General features: G+C 50.9%; 16 protein-coding genes and 1 tRNA gene. 12 read left to right on the top strand and 5 right to left on the bottom strand.

What is annotated here, in order from left to right:
* Window positions 1-97 precede the first annotated feature (97 nt).
* Window positions 98-1,081, top strand: coding sequence for a LacI family DNA-binding transcriptional regulator (locus BMZ51_RS08890; protein WP_068000563.1), 984 nt, complete (start codon window positions 98-100; stop codon window positions 1,079-1,081).
* A gap of 239 nt (window positions 1,082-1,320) precedes the next feature.
* Here the strand turns inward: BMZ51_RS08890 and BMZ51_RS08885 are convergent.
* A tRNA-Ser gene (locus tag BMZ51_RS08885) sits at window positions 1,321-1,410 on the bottom strand.
* Between the two features lie 313 nt (window positions 1,411-1,723).
* Here BMZ51_RS08885 and BMZ51_RS08880 point away from each other — a divergent pair.
* The 6 genes from BMZ51_RS08880 to xsc all read left to right on the top strand — a co-directional run bounded on the left by BMZ51_RS08880 (window position 1,724) and on the right by xsc (window position 9,375).
* On the top strand, window positions 1,724-2,041 hold the full coding sequence (locus tag BMZ51_RS08880; RefSeq protein WP_208979389.1) for a hypothetical protein: 318 nt from the start codon (window positions 1,724-1,726) through the stop codon (window positions 2,039-2,041).
* Window positions 2,042-2,071: 30 nt separating this feature from the next.
* Entirely contained in the window at window positions 2,072-2,740 is a 669-nt protein-coding gene (msrA, locus tag BMZ51_RS08875; RefSeq protein WP_068000566.1) for a peptide-methionine (S)-S-oxide reductase MsrA, read from the top strand.
* Window positions 2,741-2,956: 216 nt separating this feature from the next.
* Complete coding sequence (locus BMZ51_RS08870; RefSeq protein ID WP_068000570.1) at window positions 2,957-3,436, top strand: MarR family winged helix-turn-helix transcriptional regulator; 480 nt, start codon at window positions 2,957-2,959, stop codon at window positions 3,434-3,436.
* 415 nt (window positions 3,437-3,851) lie between these two features.
* Window positions 3,852-5,330 (top strand): methyl-accepting chemotaxis protein, encoded by a 1,479-nt coding sequence (locus BMZ51_RS08865; RefSeq protein ID WP_068000573.1) that lies wholly within the window; start codon window positions 3,852-3,854, stop codon window positions 5,328-5,330.
* A 240-nt stretch (window positions 5,331-5,570) separates the two neighbouring features.
* Entirely contained in the window at window positions 5,571-7,376 is a 1,806-nt protein-coding gene (gene pabB / locus BMZ51_RS08860; protein ID WP_068000576.1) for an aminodeoxychorismate synthase component I, read from the top strand.
* Window positions 7,377-7,596: 220 nt separating this feature from the next.
* Window positions 7,597-9,375: a sulfoacetaldehyde acetyltransferase gene (gene xsc / locus BMZ51_RS08855; RefSeq protein ID WP_068000578.1), complete on the top strand. Its 1,779-nt coding sequence runs from the start codon at window positions 7,597-7,599 to the stop codon at window positions 9,373-9,375.
* Window positions 9,376-9,422: 47 nt separating this feature from the next.
* Here the strand turns inward: xsc and BMZ51_RS08850 are convergent, their stop codons facing one another.
* Together BMZ51_RS08850 and aptA are read right to left on the bottom strand one after the other, a co-directional pair.
* Complete coding sequence (locus tag BMZ51_RS08850) at window positions 9,423-11,978, bottom strand: GcvT family protein (RefSeq protein ID WP_208979388.1); 2,556 nt, start codon at window positions 11,976-11,978, stop codon at window positions 9,423-9,425.
* Between the two features lie 79 nt (window positions 11,979-12,057).
* On the bottom strand, window positions 12,058-13,395 hold the full coding sequence (gene aptA / locus BMZ51_RS08845; RefSeq protein WP_068000581.1) for an omega-aminotransferase AptA: 1,338 nt from the start codon (window positions 13,393-13,395) through the stop codon (window positions 12,058-12,060).
* Between the two features lie 171 nt (window positions 13,396-13,566).
* On the opposite strand from aptA, the gene pdxR reads away from it, so the two are divergent.
* The 5 genes from pdxR to BMZ51_RS08815 all read left to right on the top strand — a co-directional run bounded on the left by pdxR (window position 13,567) and on the right by BMZ51_RS08815 (window position 19,346).
* Window positions 13,567-15,081, top strand: a complete 1,515-nt coding sequence (gene pdxR / locus BMZ51_RS08840) for a MocR-like pyridoxine biosynthesis transcription factor PdxR (protein WP_068000584.1) — start codon at window positions 13,567-13,569, stop codon at window positions 15,079-15,081.
* A gap of 292 nt (window positions 15,082-15,373) precedes the next feature.
* Window positions 15,374-16,360 (top strand): taurine ABC transporter substrate-binding protein, encoded by a 987-nt coding sequence (locus BMZ51_RS08830; protein ID WP_068000590.1) that lies wholly within the window; start codon window positions 15,374-15,376, stop codon window positions 16,358-16,360.
* A gap of 123 nt (window positions 16,361-16,483) precedes the next feature.
* Window positions 16,484-17,266, top strand: a complete 783-nt coding sequence (locus BMZ51_RS08825) for an ABC transporter ATP-binding protein (RefSeq protein ID WP_068000594.1) — start codon at window positions 16,484-16,486, stop codon at window positions 17,264-17,266.
* Between the two features lie 9 nt (window positions 17,267-17,275).
* Entirely contained in the window at window positions 17,276-18,145 is an 870-nt protein-coding gene (locus BMZ51_RS08820; protein ID WP_068000597.1) for an ABC transporter permease, read from the top strand.
* A gap of 331 nt (window positions 18,146-18,476) precedes the next feature.
* Window positions 18,477-19,346, top strand: a complete 870-nt coding sequence (locus tag BMZ51_RS08815; protein ID WP_068000601.1) for an SDR family oxidoreductase — start codon at window positions 18,477-18,479, stop codon at window positions 19,344-19,346.
* A 25-nt stretch (window positions 19,347-19,371) separates the two neighbouring features.
* On the opposite strand, the gene BMZ51_RS08810 is transcribed toward BMZ51_RS08815, so the two are convergent.
* A complete protein-coding gene (locus tag BMZ51_RS08810; RefSeq protein WP_068000603.1) occupies window positions 19,372-20,082 on the bottom strand; it encodes a histidine utilization transcriptional repressor HutC in 711 nt (236 codons plus the stop codon).
* Between the two features lie 137 nt (window positions 20,083-20,219).
* Window positions 20,220-21,596, bottom strand: coding sequence for a formimidoylglutamate deiminase (locus tag BMZ51_RS08805; protein ID WP_068000606.1), 1,377 nt, complete (start codon window positions 21,594-21,596; stop codon window positions 20,220-20,222).
* Window positions 21,597-21,703 lie beyond the last annotated feature (107 nt).

Below are 21,703 nucleotides of genomic sequence, written 5' to 3'. Positions count from 1 at the left end.
GGTATATTGATACCAATAGAGTAGGCAAAGCCTGTTTCTCTATCTCATATCTAGGCGTAGATAAGGGCAGTACACTGCGACGAGAATAGGTGTTTGAATGCCCACGATAAAAGACGTAGCCAAAAAGGCAAGGGTATCTGTCGGAACAGTTTCGCGGGTTCTTTCCAAGAATGAAACCGTCAAGCACCCCTTAAAGTTGCGTGTGCTTGAAGCAATGAAGGCGCTTGAATACAAGCCCAATTTAGCGGCCAGAGCCCTACGCACCAACAGCATTGATATTATTGGTTTAGTGGTGCCGGACATCACCAATCCGTTTTTCGCAGAACTTGCAAAGTTTATCGAGATGGAGGCTGCCAAGCGCCATCACTCGGTGATGCTGGCCAATTCGCACGGGTCTCCTGAGGACGAAAGAACACAGCTTGTTGCGCTGCTTGATCGCGCTGTGCGAGGTATTATTTTGGTGGCAACATCAAATGCATGCGTAGATGTATCCGCCGAGGTTCCCATCGTCGCCCTTGACCGAAAGCTTGGCGCCTACCCACTGGTGACGGCAGACCACTTTAACGGTTCAAGAGAGATTGCAGAACTATTATATTCCCTTGGCCATCGCCGTATCGCCTATATTTCTGGCCCGCTTTCCACAAAGGTTGCCCGTGATCGCAAAGACGGGTTTCTTTCAAAAATTAGTGACCTGAACTCTTCTGAGGATCCAATTACACTTACTGTTTACGAGGGACAGTTTGATTTTGATTCTGGAAATGAAATAGGCCGCAAAATCTTAGAGGGTCAGCCAGCTGAAAAGCGACCGACTGCGATAGCAGCTGCCAGTGACCAACAAGCCATAGGCGTCTTACGCTGTGCCCATGACCTGAAGTTGGATGTTCCAACCGATCTTTCAGTCTCCGGCTTTGACGATATTAACTTGGCAGCGCTTGTCATACCCAGCCTTACGACCGTCCGCCAACCGATCGAAGCGCTTGCAGCTGCTGCCATTCATCAGATTTTTAATCCTACTGAGAATGGCGCTGAGAACCCCATCGCGTGTTCGCTTATAGCCCGCGAATCTACCAGAGCGCTATAAGCAGCGTAGAACAGGCCCTATGAGACTGCTGAGGGCAACCTTAGTGGCCTTAGCACCTACATGCGCACTGTTGCTGTAAGCTCAGTACTTTAACATCACTGATACTGCATCACGTAATGAAAAGCGCTCTCCCTTGAGCCCACTTTAAACACGCAAAAACCTGCATCTGAAATCATCGTGGCACAAACAAACAAAGCTGTTTGGCTCTCAGAAGATATCGGAAATTTTGGGAAAATTAATGGCGGAGAGACAGGGATTCGAACCCTGGAGACGGTCACCCGCCTACACACTTTCCAGGCGTGCGCCTTCGACCACTCGGCCACCTCTCCGCTTCGCAACACCAAGGCTAGCCCCGGCGGCGTGAGAGGGGGTATATGCAAAACTGGGTGGGGCCGCAAGTGCTGTTTTCATTTTTTTTGCCACCTTTCCCCAGTCTGTGGAACTAAAATGAAAACAAACGCATTTTCGGCCTTACACTCAACTACCTATCACATTTAATTACGTGATTTTGACTAGATGTTAGGAACAAGGTTTATCCATGTTCTGATAGGTTACACCATAAATTGCATCGGGTAGACTGTGCATATTCGCGCTTATCAAATTCTTTTGCGAATTGCGCATACGGAAAAAGGAAGCAGGCACTTGGTTGGATTTTTGCTGCGTTTTATTGGTGTGTGGTTTGTGGCCGTAGCGCTGGTGTCGTTTGTAGTCGACGCGACCAAGAGCATTGCGATCTCCAGCTGGACGTCTACTCCGCTGGGGTTGGTCTGGTTTGATCTATCACCTGCATCACTCAATGCATCACAGGCGGCTATCCAGCGATACATTAGCCCGACACTTTGGGACCCGGTGATTCAGAGCCTTCTCTTAATGCCCCCATGGGTAATATTCGGTCCTATCGGCCTGATTATGCTATGGTACGGAGACAAACGCCGCCGCATCAGCAGAACACTGCTGTGATACCCAGTCCCCATGACAGGTAAGTGAACAATGTCCTTTCTCAGAATGCTCTCAAGCAAGTTTCAAATGCCCGAAGCAGGTACAATGCTTCCTGGGCGGGATACTCCAATTACAACACCAGGCAAACACTTCGTGAATGGTCACGATCTGGATGGTCCTTATCCAGAAGGCTTTCAGGTGCTGTATGTGGCAATGGGCTGCTATTGGGGGGCAGAGCGCGCCTTTTGGGAACTTCCGGGCGTGCATGTCACCGCTGTTGGATTTGCAGGTGGAACGACAAAGAACCCTACCTATCATGAGACATGTACTGGCCAGACAGGGCACACTGAAGTGGTCAAAGTGGTCTACGATCCTGCCAAGATTACATTGGTGCAGTTGCTGAAGACGTTTTGGGAGCGCCATGACCCAACCCAAGGCATGCGCCAGGGAAATGACGTCGGGACACAGTATAGATCTGCGCTTTATTTGACGAGCCCAGATGATATTAAGACAGCTAAGGAAACTGCAAATACATACCAGCAGGCCCTAAAGAAAATTGGAAACACAGCTACCATCACCACCGAGATTGAAGAACTCAAAGAGTTTTACTATGCTGAAGAATACCACCAACAGTATTTAGCGCGAAATCCAGATGGATACTGTGGACTTCAAGGTACCGGAGCAACTTGTCCACTGCCGGTTGCACCTCCTAATCCCTGATCGATAGGTGATCAAAAATAAGGTATGGATAATAGCAGGAGACCAGTATTAACGGGTATAATTGGCTGTTTTTATTGGTTGTGTAGAATGCACAAAATAGAAATACTTACTATTTTCAATTTTATTAAACTTGCATTTGTTAAATCTCAGCTTTAGTATTACCTATTAATGACGCAAAGTCAGAATCTTCGGGACAATATATTTGAGATTAAATTTATGATGAACACAAATCATATTGCAGACCAACTTTCCGCTGTAAGCACAGCACTAGAAGACGCAAGTGTTGATGCTTATGGTGACCTTTCAACGAGTGCGGTTGCTGCCCTTCTTATTATGAGACGTTCACCAGCCATATCAATCGGGGCCGTTGCTAAAGAAGTTCGTTTGAGTCATTCAGCAACTGTACGCTTAATAGATCGTCTTGAAAAGAGCTGGCTGGTTCGGCGTTTACGCCGCAGAGGCAGGGAAGTTATGGTGGAGCTGACCGTTCGCGGGAAGCGAAAGGCAGTTGATGTTGCAGAAGCGCGCCGCAAAGCTGCTCTTTCTTTGCTTAGCAATATAGATGAAAGCCAGCTGGAGAACCTTTCTTCCATGCTTAAGTTCATTCTGAATGACGTAGAGAGTTCTTCTTCTACTCGCTACTGCTACGACAATCCGTTGAAGGATGAAACCTTAGCAGAGAGTGAACCTGCCTAAACCTTACTTCACATGACTTTGCAAATTAATTTCAATGCCAATGTCTTTAAAGCAGATACACCGAAGCAAGTGATTTGGTGCTATCTGCCTTTTTTTGCTTTACAGACTGCGTCGTTAAGCTTCTCTTAAGCATAAATCCAATACAAATTAAAACCAATATTTGAGTAGATTCATTTGCATAACAAAACCGTGCTTGTGATCTTCTTTTAAGGAGGATTTCTCAGGTAACCACCCGTCATTACCTGAGAACTTGCTCAGCGAAGCAACCTGCTGCAATCCAATTGCATGCTGATTGCTTGCAATATGGCGTATCTCGGTTTGCTTTCAAGTCGTTATCGGCCCGGGATGCACTTAGGACATTGGATGGATGTATTTCGGTATGGCATACGCCAATACCATTAAGGGAAGACCTGACATGAGTGCTGCAGTCGGATTTGAAGAAGAAGTAGGCCAATCTGACGTGGGTTCGACCAGTTGGCCAATCAGTCTGGGCTGGGTTCTGGCTCTCCTAAGCTTTGCTATGAGCTGGGCTGGAGGCACCGGTACTATGAGCATACTTTCAGGCTCTGCCTTTCTACTTGCTGCAATTCCAACCGGATTATGGCTCAAAGACAAAGATTCTGGCCTCACTGAGCTTGTTTCCGGTATATGTCTTGCTTTACTTGCTGCTGTCGCAACTTGTGCTGCTGCACTTGGCGGGTATGCAGAAGGCTGGCAAGTAGACTTCAATATCTTGTTCTTTGCGCCATTGCTTGCTTTGGGCTCTTCACGTACGAGCGCTGCTCTTTCCGGTTTTATCGCAGTTGCTGCGCTTTATCTTCTTGGCAGCCTCTTTATCTTACCAGACTTTTTGCTGAGCGCGCAGAGCACAACCTCGGGCAACCTGATCATCCTTGTTCTTCTCGCCGGTGTTACCATGGCCTTCCTGGGACATCAGGGCGAGACGCAAGCCTCTGATAGTGATGAGAGCGAAAGCAACCTTTCCTCCAGCGCTGAGGCGCTTGCTACGGAACTTGCTGAACGTGAACGCACAGTTTCAGAGCAATCTGAGCGCATCACCTCCCTGGAGAAACATATCTCCCAACTCAGGGATGCGGTTGATGGCCAGCTGAAGAGCCTTTCGGAGAACACACATAGCATCGTTACCGCCTCACGCAGGCTGGAAAACACGACCTATGAATGTACCGATCATACAACGCAGGTTGTCACCTCTTCTAACGCAGCATCTGAGAATGTGCAGACGGTTTCGGCGGCTTCTGAAGAATTGTCTTCTTCCATTGGCGAGATTGCGCGCCAGATTGCACAAGCCAGCGACATGGTTGAAGCAGCTACACGAGGCGCACAGGAAACCAACGACACCATTGGCAGCCTTGCTGAAGCTGCAAGCCGCATCGGCGAAGTTGTAACGCTCATTCAGGCTATTGCAGAGCAAACCAACTTGTTGGCACTGAACGCAACGATTGAGGCTGCACGTGCAGGAGAAGCTGGTAAAGGCTTTGCAGTGGTGGCCGCTGAAGTTAAAGAGCTGGCCAACCAGACATCCAAAGCGACAGAAGAAATCGCCTCGCAGGTATCTGCAATTCAGGACCGCACCCGCGAAGCGGTTGATGCGATTGGCTCCATTTCCCAGACTATGGATGAAGTGAACTCTCATACCAGCGTGATTGCAGAGGCTGTTACTCAACAAGGCGATGCAACCAACGAAATCTCTGAGAACATTGCAGCCGCCGCAGAGGGAACACAGGCGGTCTCCCAGAGCACCAAAAGCTTGAGCAACGCTATGAATGAAGCGGCAAGCTCGGTGGCCAATGTGAACGAGAAAGCTAGTAGGGTCGACGATGACCTGAGCAAGGTTCACGATACTCTTGAGCGCTTCTTCCACGATGCCGCCTAAGATCAATACATTGAGATGATGATGCGGGTCGCCATTGGCGGCCCTTTTTCTTGGCCGCAATAAAGCTGCCCCAGCGATTGGTCATGCCTCAGGGTTTTCCGAGGTTTTCTTTGCAAAACAGATTACATCCTTGCAAAATTACTCAACAAACTTACTTGGAGAGAATTTTGTGATTGCCTTGGCGGAATCTACTGGTATTCAGCTCCTGTGATTGGATACTCCGAAAAAGAATGGGAAAGCATGGCGCAGTTTGCGTGTGGAACAGTTCTTCTTGTCGACAGGCTTAGCAATGAGCCTGCGCGCCTCTTTCATAGTCCCAAACGCGTCCTCACCTGCAATGATCTTCACGAAGTTCGCCCGTTTCTTGACGCGTTAGAACGGGAGCGCAAGGCTGGTGCCTATTTAGCAGGTTTCTTTGCTTACGAATTTGGATTTGCGTTTGAAGACAAGCTGAAAGCCCGTTTTACGGGGTCTGGCACCGTGCCTCTTGCATGGTTTGGCGTTTATGATGCACCTACCCTTCTTTCTCGCAGTGAAGAACATGAGTGGTTGAAACAGGCTGCAGCCGATGAGGCTGCCCCGACCATCCAGATCAAACAGTTTGACATGAGCAAGGGCGACTATGAGGGCGCATTTGCTAAAACACAGCAGCACTTGGCGCAGGGAGATATCTATCAGATTAACCTGACCATGCGTGCGGAGTTGGAGCAAACGGGCAGCGTAGCCGGTTTGTTCGATGAACTGTTGTTTCAGCAGCCAGTTGGCTATGCAGCCCTAATGCATTTGGGTGATCAAAAGGTTCTTTCGATCTCTCCTGAGCTGTTTTTGGAGCGTAAGGGGCAGCAATTGACCACGCGCCCGATGAAGGGCACTGCCGAGCGCGGACGCACAACAGCGGAAGATACTCGCATTAAGCAGTGGTTACAAAGTGATGAGAAGTCACGCGCTGAAAACACCATGATCCTTGATTTGATGCGCAACGACCTGTCTCGCATCACCAAGGCGGGCAGTGTACGCGTGCCATCCCATTGCGAGGTTGAGCAATATCGGAGCCTCTTCCAGATGACGTCCACCACCACTGGAGAGTTGGTTGATGGGGCGGAACTGCCGGACATTATTGCTGAGCTGTTTCCTTGCGGTTCCATCACAGGTGCGCCCAAGCTTTCAGCGATGGAGATTATTAACGATCTGGAGAGAAATCCGCGCGGTATTTACACTGGGTCCATCGGCTTGATTGAGCCCAGCGGAGACTTCACCTTTAACGTTGCGATTCGTAGCTTGGTGGTTGAGGAAGATGGTTCTGCGGAAGTTGGAACAGGCTCAGGCGTGGTATTTGATTCCGGTGCTTCGCCAGAATACGATGAGTGCCTGCTAAAGCTAAACTTCCTTAATGTGTCGCACGAACCTTTCACCCTTTTTGAAACGATGGGATGGACACCAAAGGACGGATATACGCTTTTGGAACGCCACCTCCACCGTCTTGCAGATAGCGCAGCTTATTTCGGGTTCAACTGGAATGTGGAGCAGGCCATAGCAGTGCTTCATAACCATGCTGACAACTTTACAAGCCCACAGCGGGTGCGGCTGGACCTTTCTGAAGATGGCCGATTGGCGCTTACTGCTCAGGATATGCCAGATTCTCACGCCCAAAGCTGGCGTATTTGCGTTGCTGATGAACCAGTCCATTCACAGGATCGTTTCTTGTTCCACAAGACCAGTCGGCGGTCTTTTTATGATCAAACCCGCACCGCTTATGCGTCAGAGCATGGCTGTACTGAGGTGATCTTCCTTAATGAGCTCGGTTATCTGACTGAGGGTAGCTTCACCAGTTTGTTCCTTCTTAAAGGGGGGAAGTTGCTAACCCCTGCCCATACTCATGGCTTGCTGCCGAGTGTGTTTCGAGCCGGATTGCTGGATTACGGATATGCCGAGGAAGCAGACCTGACACTGCAGGATCTAAAAGAAGCGGATGTCCTTTATGTTGGCAACTCTTTGCGTGGATTGATCCCGGCAAGCCTGGTTTGTGAAAGCTCCAAAGCCCTTTAATACCCGCAGTATTAAAAAAGGCGATTGAGCCCTGAAATGCCTTAGCCTCAAGACCTTGGTGGTCACATTTGGTGTTTATCTTCAATCGATTCAGTGCATCTGGACTATGGGATAGTCTAATCTGGCCCTAATGCCCTTTGCCAGCTCAAGCTAGGCTGACCAGCATACCACATGTGCCGGTCACAGCATTCGCTTGTGACGTGCTGGGAGGAGTTGCACGATGAAGATGACCACCGAAGAGGCTTTTGTAAAAGTCCTGCAAATGCATGGCATTGATAACGCTTTTGGCATTATTGGCTCAGCAATGATGCCAGTTTCAGATCTCTTTCCCGCTGCTGGCATAAAGTTTTGGGATTGTGCCCATGAGTGCAATGCCGGCATGAGCGCAGACGGGTACTCCCGCTCCACAGGTAAAATGAGCATGGCAATAGCTCAAAATGGACCGGGCATTACCAATTTCGTGACCCCCATCAAAACCGCTTACTGGAACCATACCCCCTTGCTGCTTGTTACTCCCCAGGCAGCCAACAAAACCATCGGACAAGGTGGCTTCCAGGAAATTGAGCAGATGGCTCTGTTTCAGGATATGGTTTGTTATCAGGAAGAAGTGCGGGATCCCTCCCGTATCGCAGAAGTTTTGAACCGTGTGATTGAGAAAGCATGGCGTGGCTGTGCCCCTGCCCAAATCAACATACCGCGCGATTACTGGACACAGGTGATTGATATCGAGCTGCCGCAGATCGTACGCATGGAGAAACCACGCGGTGGGCAGCAGTCTATCAAACAGGCGGCAGCGTTGCTTTCCGAAGCAAAGTTCCCTGTCATTTTGAACGGCGCGGGTGTTGTGCTCAGTGGCGCTATTCAGGCTTCAGTTAAGTTGGCGGAAAAGCTGAGTGCGCCGGTGTGTTGTGGTTATCAGCACAATGATGCTTTCCCCGGCAATCATGCGCTTAGTGTTGGTCCGCTTGGTTACAACGGCTCCAAGGCGGCGATGGAGTTAATTTCCAAAGCTGATGTGGTATTAGCGCTTGGCACGCGCCTCAATCCGTTTTCCACTCTGCCATGCTACGGAATGGATTATTGGCCCGTAAATGCAAAGGTCATTCAGGTGGACATCAACTCCGACCGCATTGGCCTGACCAAGAAAGTTAGCGTTGGTATTCAGGGTGATGCGCGGGCTGTGGCGGAGCAGATTTTGCAAGAGCTAGCGGCCCATGCGGGTGATGATGGCCGCAATGACCGCGAAGCACTGTTGCACCAGACCAAGTCTGCCTGGTTGCAACAGCTCTCCTCCATGAACCATGAGGAGGATGACCCGGGCACGACATGGAACGAGCGCGCGCGCGACCGTGAACCAGAGCGCATGTCTCCACGCATGGCATGGCGCGCTATTCAGGCAGCGCTGCCGAAAGAGGCGATTATCTCCTCTGACATTGGCAACAACTGCGCCATTGGCAATGCCTATCCGAGTTTTGATGAGGGGCGGAAGTATCTTGCTCCGGGTCTGTTCGGGCCTTGCGGTTACGGCTTGCCTGCCATTTTGGGCGCAAAGATTGGTCGTCCTAATGTGCCAGTGGTTGGTTTTGCTGGTGACGGTGCCTTTGGTATTTCCATGAACGAAATGACAGCGTGTGGTCGCGATGACTGGCCGCCAATCACCATGGTGATCTTCCGCAACTATCAATGGGGTGCGGAGAAGCGCAACACGACGCTGTGGTACGACGACAACTTCGTTGGCACTGAGCTTAATCTGGAAGTTCAGTACGCCAAGATTGCGGAAGCATGTGGCCTGAAAGGTGTGCAAGTATTCAGCATGGACGAGCTGAGCCAGACTTTGAATGAAGCCATTGAAGGCCAAATGCAGCGTAACGAGACCACATTCATTGAGGTGATCCTCAACCAGGAACTTGGTGAGCCTTTCCGCAGAGACGCCATGAAAGCACCTGTTGCTGTCGCTGGCATCAACGCGGAAGATATGCGCGAACAAGAACTCGCGTAAGTCCCCCAGCAGTGCCCATCTCACCTCCTCAGAGAGGGGCATGAACCTTAAAGCCCGCGCAGCTGACCACTGCTCGGGCTTTTTTCTTTTAAGGTATCTGTTATGCCGTGCGAGGTGTTGTCTTCAGTTCTGCGCTTTCCAGCTTCCTTCAGCCCGCGCATACGTAGTCCTTTGGGGTCATACATTGGCTGGAAGGATACTTTTGCGTCGCAGAGTGTGCCTTCGACGTCGATCTGGTAGCTGGAGGCGAGCATGTCTTTGATTGTTTCGCCTTTGCACGGCACGTAGCCAAGGCCAATGGCACCGCCCAGAGTGTGGCCGTAGTTGCCGGAGGTGAGGTAACCGACGATCTCACCATCGCGCAGGACTGGTTCGTTGTGATGCAGAAGTGGTTCTGAATCTTTCAGCTTGAACTGCAGCATTCGGGATGAGAGGCCCTCTTCTTTCCTTCGCAAGACTGCGTCTCTGCCGATGAAGGATGGTTTCTTGGTGCTGACAGCAAAGCCGAGACCTGCTTCCACAACATGATCTTCCTCGGTGATATCGTGTCCGAAATGTCGGAAGCCTTTCTCAATACGCAGGGAATCCATTGCGTGGAGACCGCAGAGTTTCAGGTCGATATCGGCGCCTGCTTCCACCAGTGTCTCATAAGCGTGGGCGGCCATGTCGGTTGAGACATAGAGCTCCCAGCCAAGCTCTCCCACATAGGACACACGATAGGCTCGGGCCAATCCCATGCCGAGTTCGATCTCCTGCATGGTTCCGAATGAATGGTTCTCGTTGGACCAATCGTGATTGGAGACTTTGGAGAGCAGCTCTCTTGAGTTTGGCCCCATCACCATCAATGTGGCTTCACCTGCTGTAATGTCGGTGATGACCACATTGGCGCCAGCCTTGTGCTTATTGAGCCAGCTGAGTTCCCGGATAACAGTGGCTGCTGGAGTTACGAGTAGATAAGCAGTCTCTGAGAGGCGCGTGACGGTGAGGTCGGCTTCAATACCACCTCGTTCATTGAGGAACTGCGTGTAGACAATTTTGCCTACAGGCACAGACATGTTTCCGCCGCACATATGATTGAGGAGGTCTTCTGCATCCGGGCCTTCCACGCGGATTTTCCCGAAGGAAGACATGTCGTAGAGACCGACATTGTTGCGGATGGCGAGGTGTTCTCGTTTGGAGTTTTCAAACCAGTTCTGGCGTTTCCAGGAGTAGTCGTAGGTTGGGTCCTGCCCCTGCTCTGCAAACCAATTGGCGCGTTCCCAACCAGCAACTTCACCAAACGCTGCGCCTGCTTGTTTGAGATGCTCATGCAGCGGAGAGCGACGGACGCCGCGTGCCGTGGCTTTCTGGCGGAAGGGGAAGTGATCGGCATAGAGCAGGCCGAGCGTTTCTTTCGAGCGTTGATAGAGGAACGTTTTATTGCCCATGAACGGCTGCATGCGCCGGATATCAACGTCGGAAACATCAAAGGGCGGATAACCATGCTCCATCCAATGCGCAAGCGCCATGCCTGCGCCACCAGCGGATTGGATGCCGATGGAGTTGAAGCCAGCACAGACAAAGAAATTCTTCAGTTCCGGTGCTTCGCCCAGATGATAGGCATCATCCGGAGTGAAGCTTTCAGGGCCGTTGAAGAAGGTGTGAATGCCCGTCACTGCCAGTTCAGGGAAACGATTGACCGCTTGCTCCAGAATGGGTTCAAAGTGTTCGATGTCTTCTGGCAGTTGATCGAAGCAGAAGTCATCCAAAATGCCCTGCATGCCCCATGGTTTGGCGGTTGGCTCAAACGCGCCCAGCAGGATTTTGCCGGCATCTTCCTTGTAGTAGGCACATTCATCTGGCACGCGCAGTGTGGGGAGTTGGGGAAGGCCTGCGATGTTATCTGTGACCATATAGAAATGCTCACAGGCATGCAGCGGCACGTTGACACCAGCCACTTTGCCCAGTTGGTGCGCCCACATACCAGCGCAGTTGACCACATAATCGGCTGCAATATGGCCTTGTTCATCACTGCTATCTCGCTGCCAAGAGACACCTGAGACCGCTCCATTTTTCTTAGCAATGCCTGTGACTTTGACACCTTCAAACACCTGTGCTCCGCGTTGGCGGGCACCTTTGGCAAGAGCAAGCGCGATGTTACCCGGGTCGCCCTGCCCATCCTTTGGCAGGTAGACGGCTGCTGTTACATCCTGCGCATTTACATAGGGGTAGCGGTCCAACAGTTCTGAGGTGGAAATTTCTTCCACTTCCACCCCAAACGCTCGCGCCATTGCGGCTGAGCGTAGGATCTCGCTGCGGCGTTCTTCGGTTAAGGCGACTGTGATTGAGCCGTTGCGGCGGAAACCTGTCGCGATTTCAGTTTCAGCTTCCAGCTCGCCATAAAGCTCCTGCGAGTATTTTGCGAGGCGCGTCATGTTTTTGGATGCGCGTAATTGGGCGATCAGCCCTGCGGCATGCCAGGTGGTGCCGCAGGTGAGCTGCTTGCGCTCCAGCAGCACGATGTCCTGCCAGCCAAGCTTTGCCAGATGATACGCAACTGAACACCCAGCAATACCGCCACCAATGATCACAACACGCGCATTTTGCGGAATAGACTTCGTCATTGATCGCCTCCCCTCAACCAATTTGAAAAACAAAAGAAGAGCACAAATGTGCTCTTCTCAAAACAATACTTTCTTCGATCTATTCAGCTATGAGCGTTTTCCTCATTGCATCCACGATCTCATCGACATGACTTCGCTCTGCAATAAACGCTGGCGCCAGAATGGCTGTGTCCCCCGTCCATTTGGCGTGACAGCCGTTCCAGAACAACCGCTTTTGCATCTCGTTGCCGCGGATGCCGGGTTTACCGGGAAGCGGGTGAACCTCTACGCCGCCCATAAGCCCGTAGCCTCGGATATCCTTCACAATCGGGATATCTTGCAGGGACCAGATCGCATCAAGGAAGTAATCGCTCAGTTCGGCCGCTCGTTCGAACAGGCCTTCTTCCTCGTAAATTTTAAGCGTCGCCAAACCTGCTGCACAGGCTGCTGGGTGTGCCGAATATGTGTATCCGTGGAAGAACTCGATGGCATTTTCTGGTGCTGCTTCGGTGATGGTCTCATAAACCTGATCTGACGCAGCAACGGCTCCCATCGGGATTGCTCCGTTTGTGAGTGCTTTTGCCAATGTGATGATGTCTGGCATCACGTTGAACGCATCCACTGCAAACGGTTTGCCAAGACGACCGAAGCCAGTGATCACTTCATCAAACACCAGCAGAATGCCGTGCTCGTCGCAGATCTGGCGGACACGCTCCAAATACCCCTTTGGCGGGACGAGCGTTCCGGTAGAACCCGCGACAGGCTCAATGAACACAGCAGCGATTGTGGAGCCACCGTAGGTCTCACAGAAGCGCTGCAGATCGTTTGCCAGTTCCACACCGGTTTCCGGCTGGCCTCTTGTGAAGGCGTTCTCCTCGTTCCACGTATGGCGCATCATGACGATGTTTGGCATGACAACCGGGAAAGTTTCGCGGTTTTTGACCATACCTGCCAAAGAGACCCCGCCCATATTCACACCGTGGTACGCCCGCTCACGGGAGACAAAGCGAGTGCGCTGTGCATCACCATTGGCACGATGATAGGCCATGACCATTTTCAGCGCGGTATCGATGGCTTCAGAGCCCGAATTCACAAAGAACACATGATTGAACGGCTCCGGCATAATTTTGGTGAGTTTGGCGGCAAACTCAAAGGATGTCGGCTGACCCAGCTGGAATGGCGCTGTGTATCCGTTCTGCATCATTTGAGCATGAACGGCATCTGCAATTGACTTGCGCGCATGGCCTGCTGGCACGTTGAACAAGCCGGAGGAACCGTCTACCAGACGGTCACCATTTTGGTTCCACAAGTACATCCCTTCGGAGCGTGTAATAAGACGGGGCGCTCGCTTGAAGTCTTTGTTGGCCGTAAATGGCATCCAGTGCTGTTCGAGAGAATTTGTTTTTGTTTGCTCAATGGTTTCTACAAGAACACTCATCTCAATATTTCTCCCGGAACATTGTGTCATTCACCAGCAACTGCCCTAAAGGCACTGTTCATCAAATCATGTCGGTGAAATATTCTGGCAGATAGGTCCAGTTGTTCTTGACCATAGAGCCAGTTGAAATCATGCTGATACTTCACGGTTATGTTGAAGGGACGGCTCATCATGAGATACAGCTTGTTTTCGGTCGATCGCGACAACAGCTCAACCTTGCAAAGCCAGATTAGAGAAATGCTCGTTTCCGCAATTCTCTCAGGCCAACTTGCAAAAAACACGCCGGTCCCTTCCACACGTGCCCTTGCAAAGCGACTGGGTGTCTCTCGCAATACAGTCATGTTGGCTTATCAGGCACTGGCGGCTGATGGTTACCTGAACACCCGCGAGCGCTCCGGCTTTTATGTTTCGCCAGAGATGGTAGAGAACCTTGGGCAACTCCCCGAGACAGCGCCCAGCAAAGAGCAGAATCGGGATGACTGCGTGGACTGGGGTGAGAAGCTGCGGTTAACGCCTTCAACTCAATTCAATATTCTAAAAACAGAAAACTGGCACAGCTACCCCTACCCCTTCATTTACGGCCAGGTCGACCCAACGCTTTTCCCTATCAGTGCATGGCGGGATTGTGTGCGCCAGACAATGAGTATCAAATGGCTGGATGCGTGGACAGATGACCGCTTTACGGCTGATGACCCTATGCTCATTGAACAAATTCAGCGCCGTATCCTGATACGGCGCGGTGTTATTGCAGAGCCGGACGAAATCCTCGTTACAATGGGCGCACAAAATGCCTTGTTTCTGATTGCGCACTTGCTCGTAAAACAGGACACACCTGTTGCGGTTGAAGACCCCGGTTACCCTGATGTGCGCAATATTATGCAGCTTCGTAGTGCCGATATTCGAGCCATACCGATTGATGAGGAGGGCATACAGGTTGCAAAACTAGGCGACGCAAAGCTGGTTTATGTGACCCCCAGCCATCAGTTTCCCACCAACACGACCATGACTATGAAACGGCGGCGTGAGGTGCTGGAATGGGCGGCTCAATCTGATGCCCTGATTATAGAGGATGACTACGAATACGAAACCAATTATCGCGGGCAGCCGACTGCTGCTCTGCGCTCCATTGATACCTCTGGACGCGTGCTTTACGTGGGCAGCCTCTCCAAATCCATTATGCCAGGGCTGCGAGTTGGTTTTATTGTTGCGCCTCGGCAAGTGATCAAAGAGGTGCGTGCCATGCGGCGATTGATGCTGCGCCATCCACCCGGCAACAACCAACGCAGTGTTGCTTTGTTTCTGGCGCAGGGCTCACAAGATGCCCTCATCAGCAAGCTTCACCACGCCTATTCCAACCGCTGGAATTCCCTAAGCGAAGCGATGGCGCGTCACTTCCCCGGTTGGGCGCAGGTCTCTGCGTTTGGCGGCTCCTCATTCTGGGTCTGTGGACCGCCAGACCTAGACGCATCAACACTGGCCGATGAAGCAATGCAGCGAGGTATTTTGATCGAGCCAGGAAACGTCTTCTTCGCAAACCCAAACCAAGGTAAAAATTACTTTCGGCTAGGATTTTCTTCCATAGATGCAGAAAAAATACCAAGAGGCATAGAGTTACTTTCTCATATAGCAAACAAGCCCATGATAACCACTCGCTCTACACGTAAAACAATGCCAATACCCACCTAAATATAACAATTCCGATCAAGAGATAGGGTATTGTTATATTTATTTATTCTACCTCAACAGGAGCACTGCGTATGCATCATAGATATTTTCACGCTCTTACATAGATATATATAATCATATCTTCAAAAATACTATCTGGCCCCATGAGCACGCAGTAACTGGCACTACCGGGACCAACGGTTTCATAGTGTCCTCATTCGTGAACATAATTAAATCGAGCAAGTATCCAGCCACGAGATACGACGAAAAACAAAAGAGGAAATAATAATTTAGCACCACTAGGGGGATCATCATGGCATTTGGGAAGCTCGCGGGTAAACTGGCTCTTGCAGCAGGCTTGATTACGGGGCTTGGACTGCAATCTGCTCAAGCCCTTGATAAAATTACCGTCGCTTATTTTCTGGAGTGGCCGACAGCGAACCAAGCCGCACAAATCGACAAGACTTATGATGATGCTCTTGGTTTAGAGGTTGAGTGGCGCGCTTTTGGGAATGGAAACGAGATGGTACAGGCCATGGTTTCCGGTGATGTACAGATTGCTTACAGCAACGGTTTCGTTCCGTTCGTCGTTGGCGTTTCCTCAGGGGCACCCATCAAGCTTGTTGGCGTTGCTGTCACCTACGCGGAAAATGACCTTTGCATTGTTCGCAATGATTCCGGCATCACCAAGGAAAATGCGACCGCGCTGGAAGGACAGAAAGTTGCAACCCCAATCGGCAACGTTACGCATTACAAACTCATACGCACTTTGCAGCACCTCAACGTTGATATCAACAAGGTCAACCTTGTGCAGATGAACCCTGCGGATGCGGCCGTTGCAGTTTTGCGTGGGGACGTGGTGATGGGTTGTGCATTTGGGGGCGCACTTGACCGGATGAAAACCGTTGGCACCCCTTTGATGACAGGTGCTGAACAGGAAGCAGTTGGCATCAATACCTTTGATGTTGTGAACGTGACCAACAGCTTTGCTGAGGAACACCCCGAACTGGTGACAAAGTTTCTGACAGTCACCAATCAGGCCAACGCCGCCTACAATGCCGACCCGGATGCAGCCCTTGGCAAGATTGCACGGGCCGCGGGCATGGATAATGAGCTGGCCCAAAAGATGATCGCCAACTTCGGTTTTCCAAGTAACGAAGAACAGTTGAGCGAAGACTGGCTTGGTGGCGGCATTCAGGCAGCCGCAAAAGGCGTCGCGGATGTCATGGTTTCAGCTGGTGGGCTGGATCAGGCGCTCAATGACTACTCTACATTTGTTGACGCCAGCTACCTCAAATAACCAACTTCCGAACATGGCGGGCTTTGCCCCGCCATTTTTCCAAGAATAAGGCCGGGTGAACCAGGCATTTTACGAGGAACTGGGAGAAGAGCCGTGAGTGGAATAGTTGCCGACAAAATCTCGATGGTGTTCACCCTGCCCAACGGTGATCAGGTCCATGCTCTCAATAACGTACATCTGGATGTGAGAGATGGTGAGATCATCTCTGTGCTTGGCCCGTCGGGATGCGGAAAGACAACTCTTCTCAATATCATTGCAGGTTTCCTTCGGCCAACCTCTGGCCGCGTGATGCGGGAAGGTAAAGAGGTTACAAAGCCCGGCCCTGATCGCGGGATGGTGTTTCAACAAGGTGCGTTATTTGAGTGGATGACCGTTGAAAAGAACATCGCTTTTGGCCCGAAAATGGCAGGAAAACGCGCCGCTGAAACCAGACGCAAGGTCGATGAGCTTTTGCAGATCGTCGGGCTGCAGGACTTTGGCAAGAAACCAGTCTACCAGCTTTCTGGTGGCATGCAGCAACGCGTGGCGCTGGCCCGCTGCCTTGCAAATGACCCTGATGTGATTTTGATGGATGAACCACTTGGCGCTCTTGATGCTCTGACGCGCGAAAAGATGCAAAGCCTCGTTCTCAAGCTTTGGAAAGAAACTGGAAAGACCATCATTTTAATCACTCACTCTGTTGAGGAAGCGCTGTTCCTTGGTGAAAGGTTAATTGTGATGGCACCACGCCCTGGCAGGATTTTGCGTGAATACCAATTACCGTTTGCTGATCGCGGCTTGGTGGAAAGCCCACGGCAGATCAAAGCTTCGCCTGAGTTTGTTCAAACACGCGAAGAGGTTCTCTCTCTCATCTGGGAGATGGAAGAGGAAATTATGGGCAATGAAAAAGAGCTGGAACCAGCGTAGGAGGCTGACATGAGCAAACACCACACGCCCCCGTCCGGCCTTTCTGTTTGGCTTGGCTTGAAAGACAATGTCTTCACACAGCAAAAGACCGTTCGCTTTGGGGACGCCAGCGCGGTGAATTCAGGTCGGTTCTACTCGATTTTGACAGTTGTTCTGCTGTTGGCTGCATGGGGTATAGCCAGTGCATTAGGCATGTTGGAAAGCTTTTACTGGCCGTCTATCAATGCAACGCTGGCCCGTATCAGCAAGTTGCTTTCCGAAGGCTTCCGCAATGTGGCGCTTTGTGATCACATTGGTATCTCTGTTTTCCGCGTACTTGCCGGTGTCGTTCTTGGCGCGGCTGTTGGCGTACCTCTAGGGCTTGCCATGGGGCTTTCTTCTATCGCGCGTGGTTTATTTGACCCAATTGTCGAGTTCATGCGCCCGATTCCGCCACTCGCTCTTATTCCGTTGATCATTTTATGGTTTGGCATCGATGAAACAGCCAAGATCTTCCTGTTGTTCCTCGCATCTCTCTTCATCATGACCTTGGCCGCGCGCTCTGGGGTGAACAGTGTGAAGATTTCAAAAGTACATGCTGCGTACTCGCTAGGCGCATCTCGGTTGCAGATCCTGTTTCACGTTATTCTCCCTAACGCGCTCCCCGAAATATTCACCGGCCTGCGTACGGCAATGGGCGTATGCTGGGGAACAGTGGTTGCGGCAGAACTTGTGGCCGCAGATAAGGGCGTTGGCTCTATGATTATGATTGCAAAGAACTTTTTGCAAACGGACACGGTTGTGATCGGCATCTTTGTGATCGGGCTCATTGGGTACACCATTGAGCTTGGTATGCGATATCTGGAACGTCTTCTGATCCCTTGGCAAGGCAAGGGCTAGTTATAAAAACAGGCCACTCACTCTGAAAGAGGAAGAGCTTAGCAGCTCTCCTTTCTCTGGTTGGCTCTTCTCAAAACGAACCTTACTTTCTTATAAAATTACCGGTTGATTTTGGCGGATGAAGCGCTCATCTTCATGGTCAGTGAAAGGTACTTTCCAATCGTGATTGGGAGCACTTATCACTGCTTCAAAAGACAAGACTTATCGCCAGTTGAGCATTTTTCGCTCTTAGCAACAGCTTCTTCTGTGCGACCCTGCTAAAGGCTGCTCGCACCCTGTTGTGTTCCTTGGTTGCTTGCCTTTCAAGCGCATGATTTTTGAGGGTATAGTGATGAAAACAGTCGTGATCGCTGGTGCAACGGGTTATCTGGGCGCCTATCTTGTCGCTCACTACAAACAGCAGGGTTGGGCCGTGCGCGCGCTGGTACGCAGTACTGCTGCTGCGCACACCAAAGGACTGGATGCGACAGAGTTTTTTGAAGGTGAAGCAACCAACGCCGCAACCTTAATGGGATTGATGGAAGATGTGGATCTGGTCGTCTCTGCGCTGGGAATCACGCGCCAAAAAGACGGCCTCACCTATCACGATGTAGATTATCGCGCTAACAAGAACCTGCTCGACCTTGCAGTCGAGAACAGCGTTCCTCAGTTTGCCTATATCCACGTTCTGAACGCGACCAAACTTTTGAATGTGGAGCTGGTGCACGCCAAGCAGCATTTTGTAAAAACACTCCAAGCTGCACCGATCAAAAGCACCGTGATTTCCCCCAGCGGATACTTTTCAGACTTAGAAGACTTTTTAAACATGGCTAAGTCGGGCCGCGTTTACGTTTTCGGTTCTGGAAAATACCGCATCAATCCGATTCACGGCAAGGACCTTGCAGCAGCGTGCTATGAAATTATCAGCAGTGAACAGACCTTTGCCGAAGTTGGTGGCCCTACAAAATACACACACAATGAACTGGCAGAAATTGCGTTTAAAAGCCTGAACAAAAAAGCCAGGATTACCCACCTGCCAAACTGGATAAGTGTTGCTGCACAAAAAATTCTAGAGACCTTCACCTCCGCGAAGACCTATGGGCCAATCCAGTTCTTTTTGAGCGCTATGCGTATGGACATGGTTGGCAAGTGTTACGGCAGGATTCGACTGGAAGACCACTTTGCCGAAGTGCTGAACAAAGAAACGCAAAATAACACATAAAAACGCAAATCAACGCGTTGCTATGTTAGCTGAAAGTCGGCTCTGTTGAACTGCGCGTTGCCATGCGGTAGCGGCTACCTGGATGAACAAGGCGCACATAGGTGATGCCTTCCCCAACAATCCATGTGCGGCGTTCTATAGTAAAGACTGGCTCCCCTTCGTCCAGTTGAAGCAGCCTCTGTTCTTCGGCTGTCGCCTGATCTGCGCGAAAAACATGCTCGATATTGGGGTGCGGAACCCGTTGAAGCAGCCATTCATTGGGGCCGATATCTGCAAAGCTCTCCTCGGCTGCTTCTGGAATTGCACAAAGGTTGATCCAGCGTATATCAAGCTGCTGCGGAATGCCGTCTCCATAATGCAAACTCTTAAGAAACAACGATTTTTCGTTATCAGACAAGCCGAGTTGAGTTCGAACATCTTCCGGTGGCAAAGCTTCCAGGCGCTCTAACAGAAGGTATCGATAGCTCTGGCCCTTGTCCTCAATCTCCTGCCTGATGACTGGAATTGTGATGGTGGCAGGGTGAGAATTGGGTTGAATCACACGCGTTCCAGCTTTACGGCGACGTTCAACCAAACCAGCATCTGCCAGTTCACGCATGGCGCGGTTTACGGTTGCGCGTGTACAGCCAAACTCCTCAGAAAGCGCTTGCTCACTTGGAAGCAGATCACCTGGTTGCCATTGATGGCTGGTGATACGTCCCTGCAAAATGCCTCGGATTTCCTTATAGGATCTCAAGCGCCTGTCCTGTCTTTGTTCATCACATAAATTTTGCGGTATTAAAGCGCCCTACTAGTGTCCAGATACGCGCCCTAACTATCTGTTATATATCGTTTATCATTCGCAAAACCTGTCTGCGATTTTCGTTGATACGTTTAAGCCTCATCCAGTAACACTGCAATCTGCTCCCGGTACTTTGCCGCGATTGCCTGCCTGTGAATGTGCTCGCCATGCTCAACCATATGCCGCCCTGCAGACCACACATCGCTCACAACACGGTCATCGCCTGCGAAGATCCAATAGTCCAGATACTGCTCTGGCTTTAGCCCAGAAAACTCAACACGTGCCGTATCGATGGCGACAACGTCCGCCAGGTATCCCTTAGCGAGCGTTCCGGTATGACGCCCCAGAGCCTGCGCGCCTCCCTTTGCGGCTGCATAAAACATTGCTGTACCAACGGAGCCTTCACCGCACAGCATAACATTGCGTGACTGATCTCTAAGACGTTGGCTGTATTCAAGAATTCTCAGTTCTTCGGAGAGCGATATACGCAGGTTGCTATCCGACCCGATGCCATAAACACCACCGGCTTCAATGAAGGTTGGGCCGTTGAAGATGCCATCGCCAAGGTTTGCTTCGGTAATAGGGCAAAGGCCAGCAACCGCACCTGCCTTCGCCATGGCAACCGTTTCAGCTTCGCTCATATGCGTTGCATGTACAAAGCACCAGTTGTCGCGTACGTCCACATTCTCTAGCAACCATTCAATAGGCCGTGCACCGAGCCATTCCTGAACGGCCTCCACTTCCTTCATTTGCTCTGAGATATGGATGTGAACCGGCTTACCCGCGAACACTTTTGCTATTGCTCGTAGTTGCTCGGGATTGGTGGCTCTGAGCGAATGGGGAGCTATGCCAACCCGGCAATCAGAGGGGAGCGCGCTGGCGAGCGTTTTCTCAGCTTGTTCAATAAGTTGAAGGTGACGGTCCAAATCATTTCCAAACCGCAGCTGCCCACCGCTGAGTGCTTGTTCTCTTGCTCCACCATAAGAATACAGCACTGGCAAATGCGTGAGCCCAATGCCAGTTTGGCTGGCTGCTGCAAAGACACGGTTGCTCATTTCAGCAAGGTTTGCATATGCTGTACCATCTGGTTGATGGTGGAGGTAATGGAACTCCCCAACACTTGCGTAACCTGCTTCCAGCATCTCCATATAGACCAGCGCAGCAATGGCCTCGACCTGTTCCGGGCCTAATTTACCGAGGAAGCGATACATCAGCTCACGCCAGGTCCAGAAGCTATCTTTTCCCTTTTGGCGCACCTCAGTCATGCCTGCCATCGCCCGTTGGAAGGCATGAGAGTGCAGGTTTGCGGGAGCTGGGCAAATAAGTTTGCCCAAACTGCCAACCTCATCTCCGGCAGGCTCAACCCCTGTTTCTATTGAGGTGATTTTGCCCGTTTCATCCACATGCAGCCGAACGTTTTTAGTAAGGCCTGTTGGAAGTAATGCCTGCCCTGCAAAGATAGATTTCATTGCTCACTCAATGGGTTTGCCGTGAAAGTAAAATCAATTTTGATCAACCGAACCTACATTAAGCATATACATAAATGCACATCACACAACCACCTTACAGTGATTGG

The sequence above is a fragment of the Pseudovibrio axinellae genome (assembly GCF_900110875.1).
Classification (GTDB): Bacteria; Pseudomonadota; Alphaproteobacteria; order Rhizobiales; family Stappiaceae; genus Pseudovibrio; species Pseudovibrio axinellae.
The sequence above is the reverse complement of the archived record's forward strand: the minus strand, read 5'-3'. Positions and strand labels throughout refer to the sequence as shown.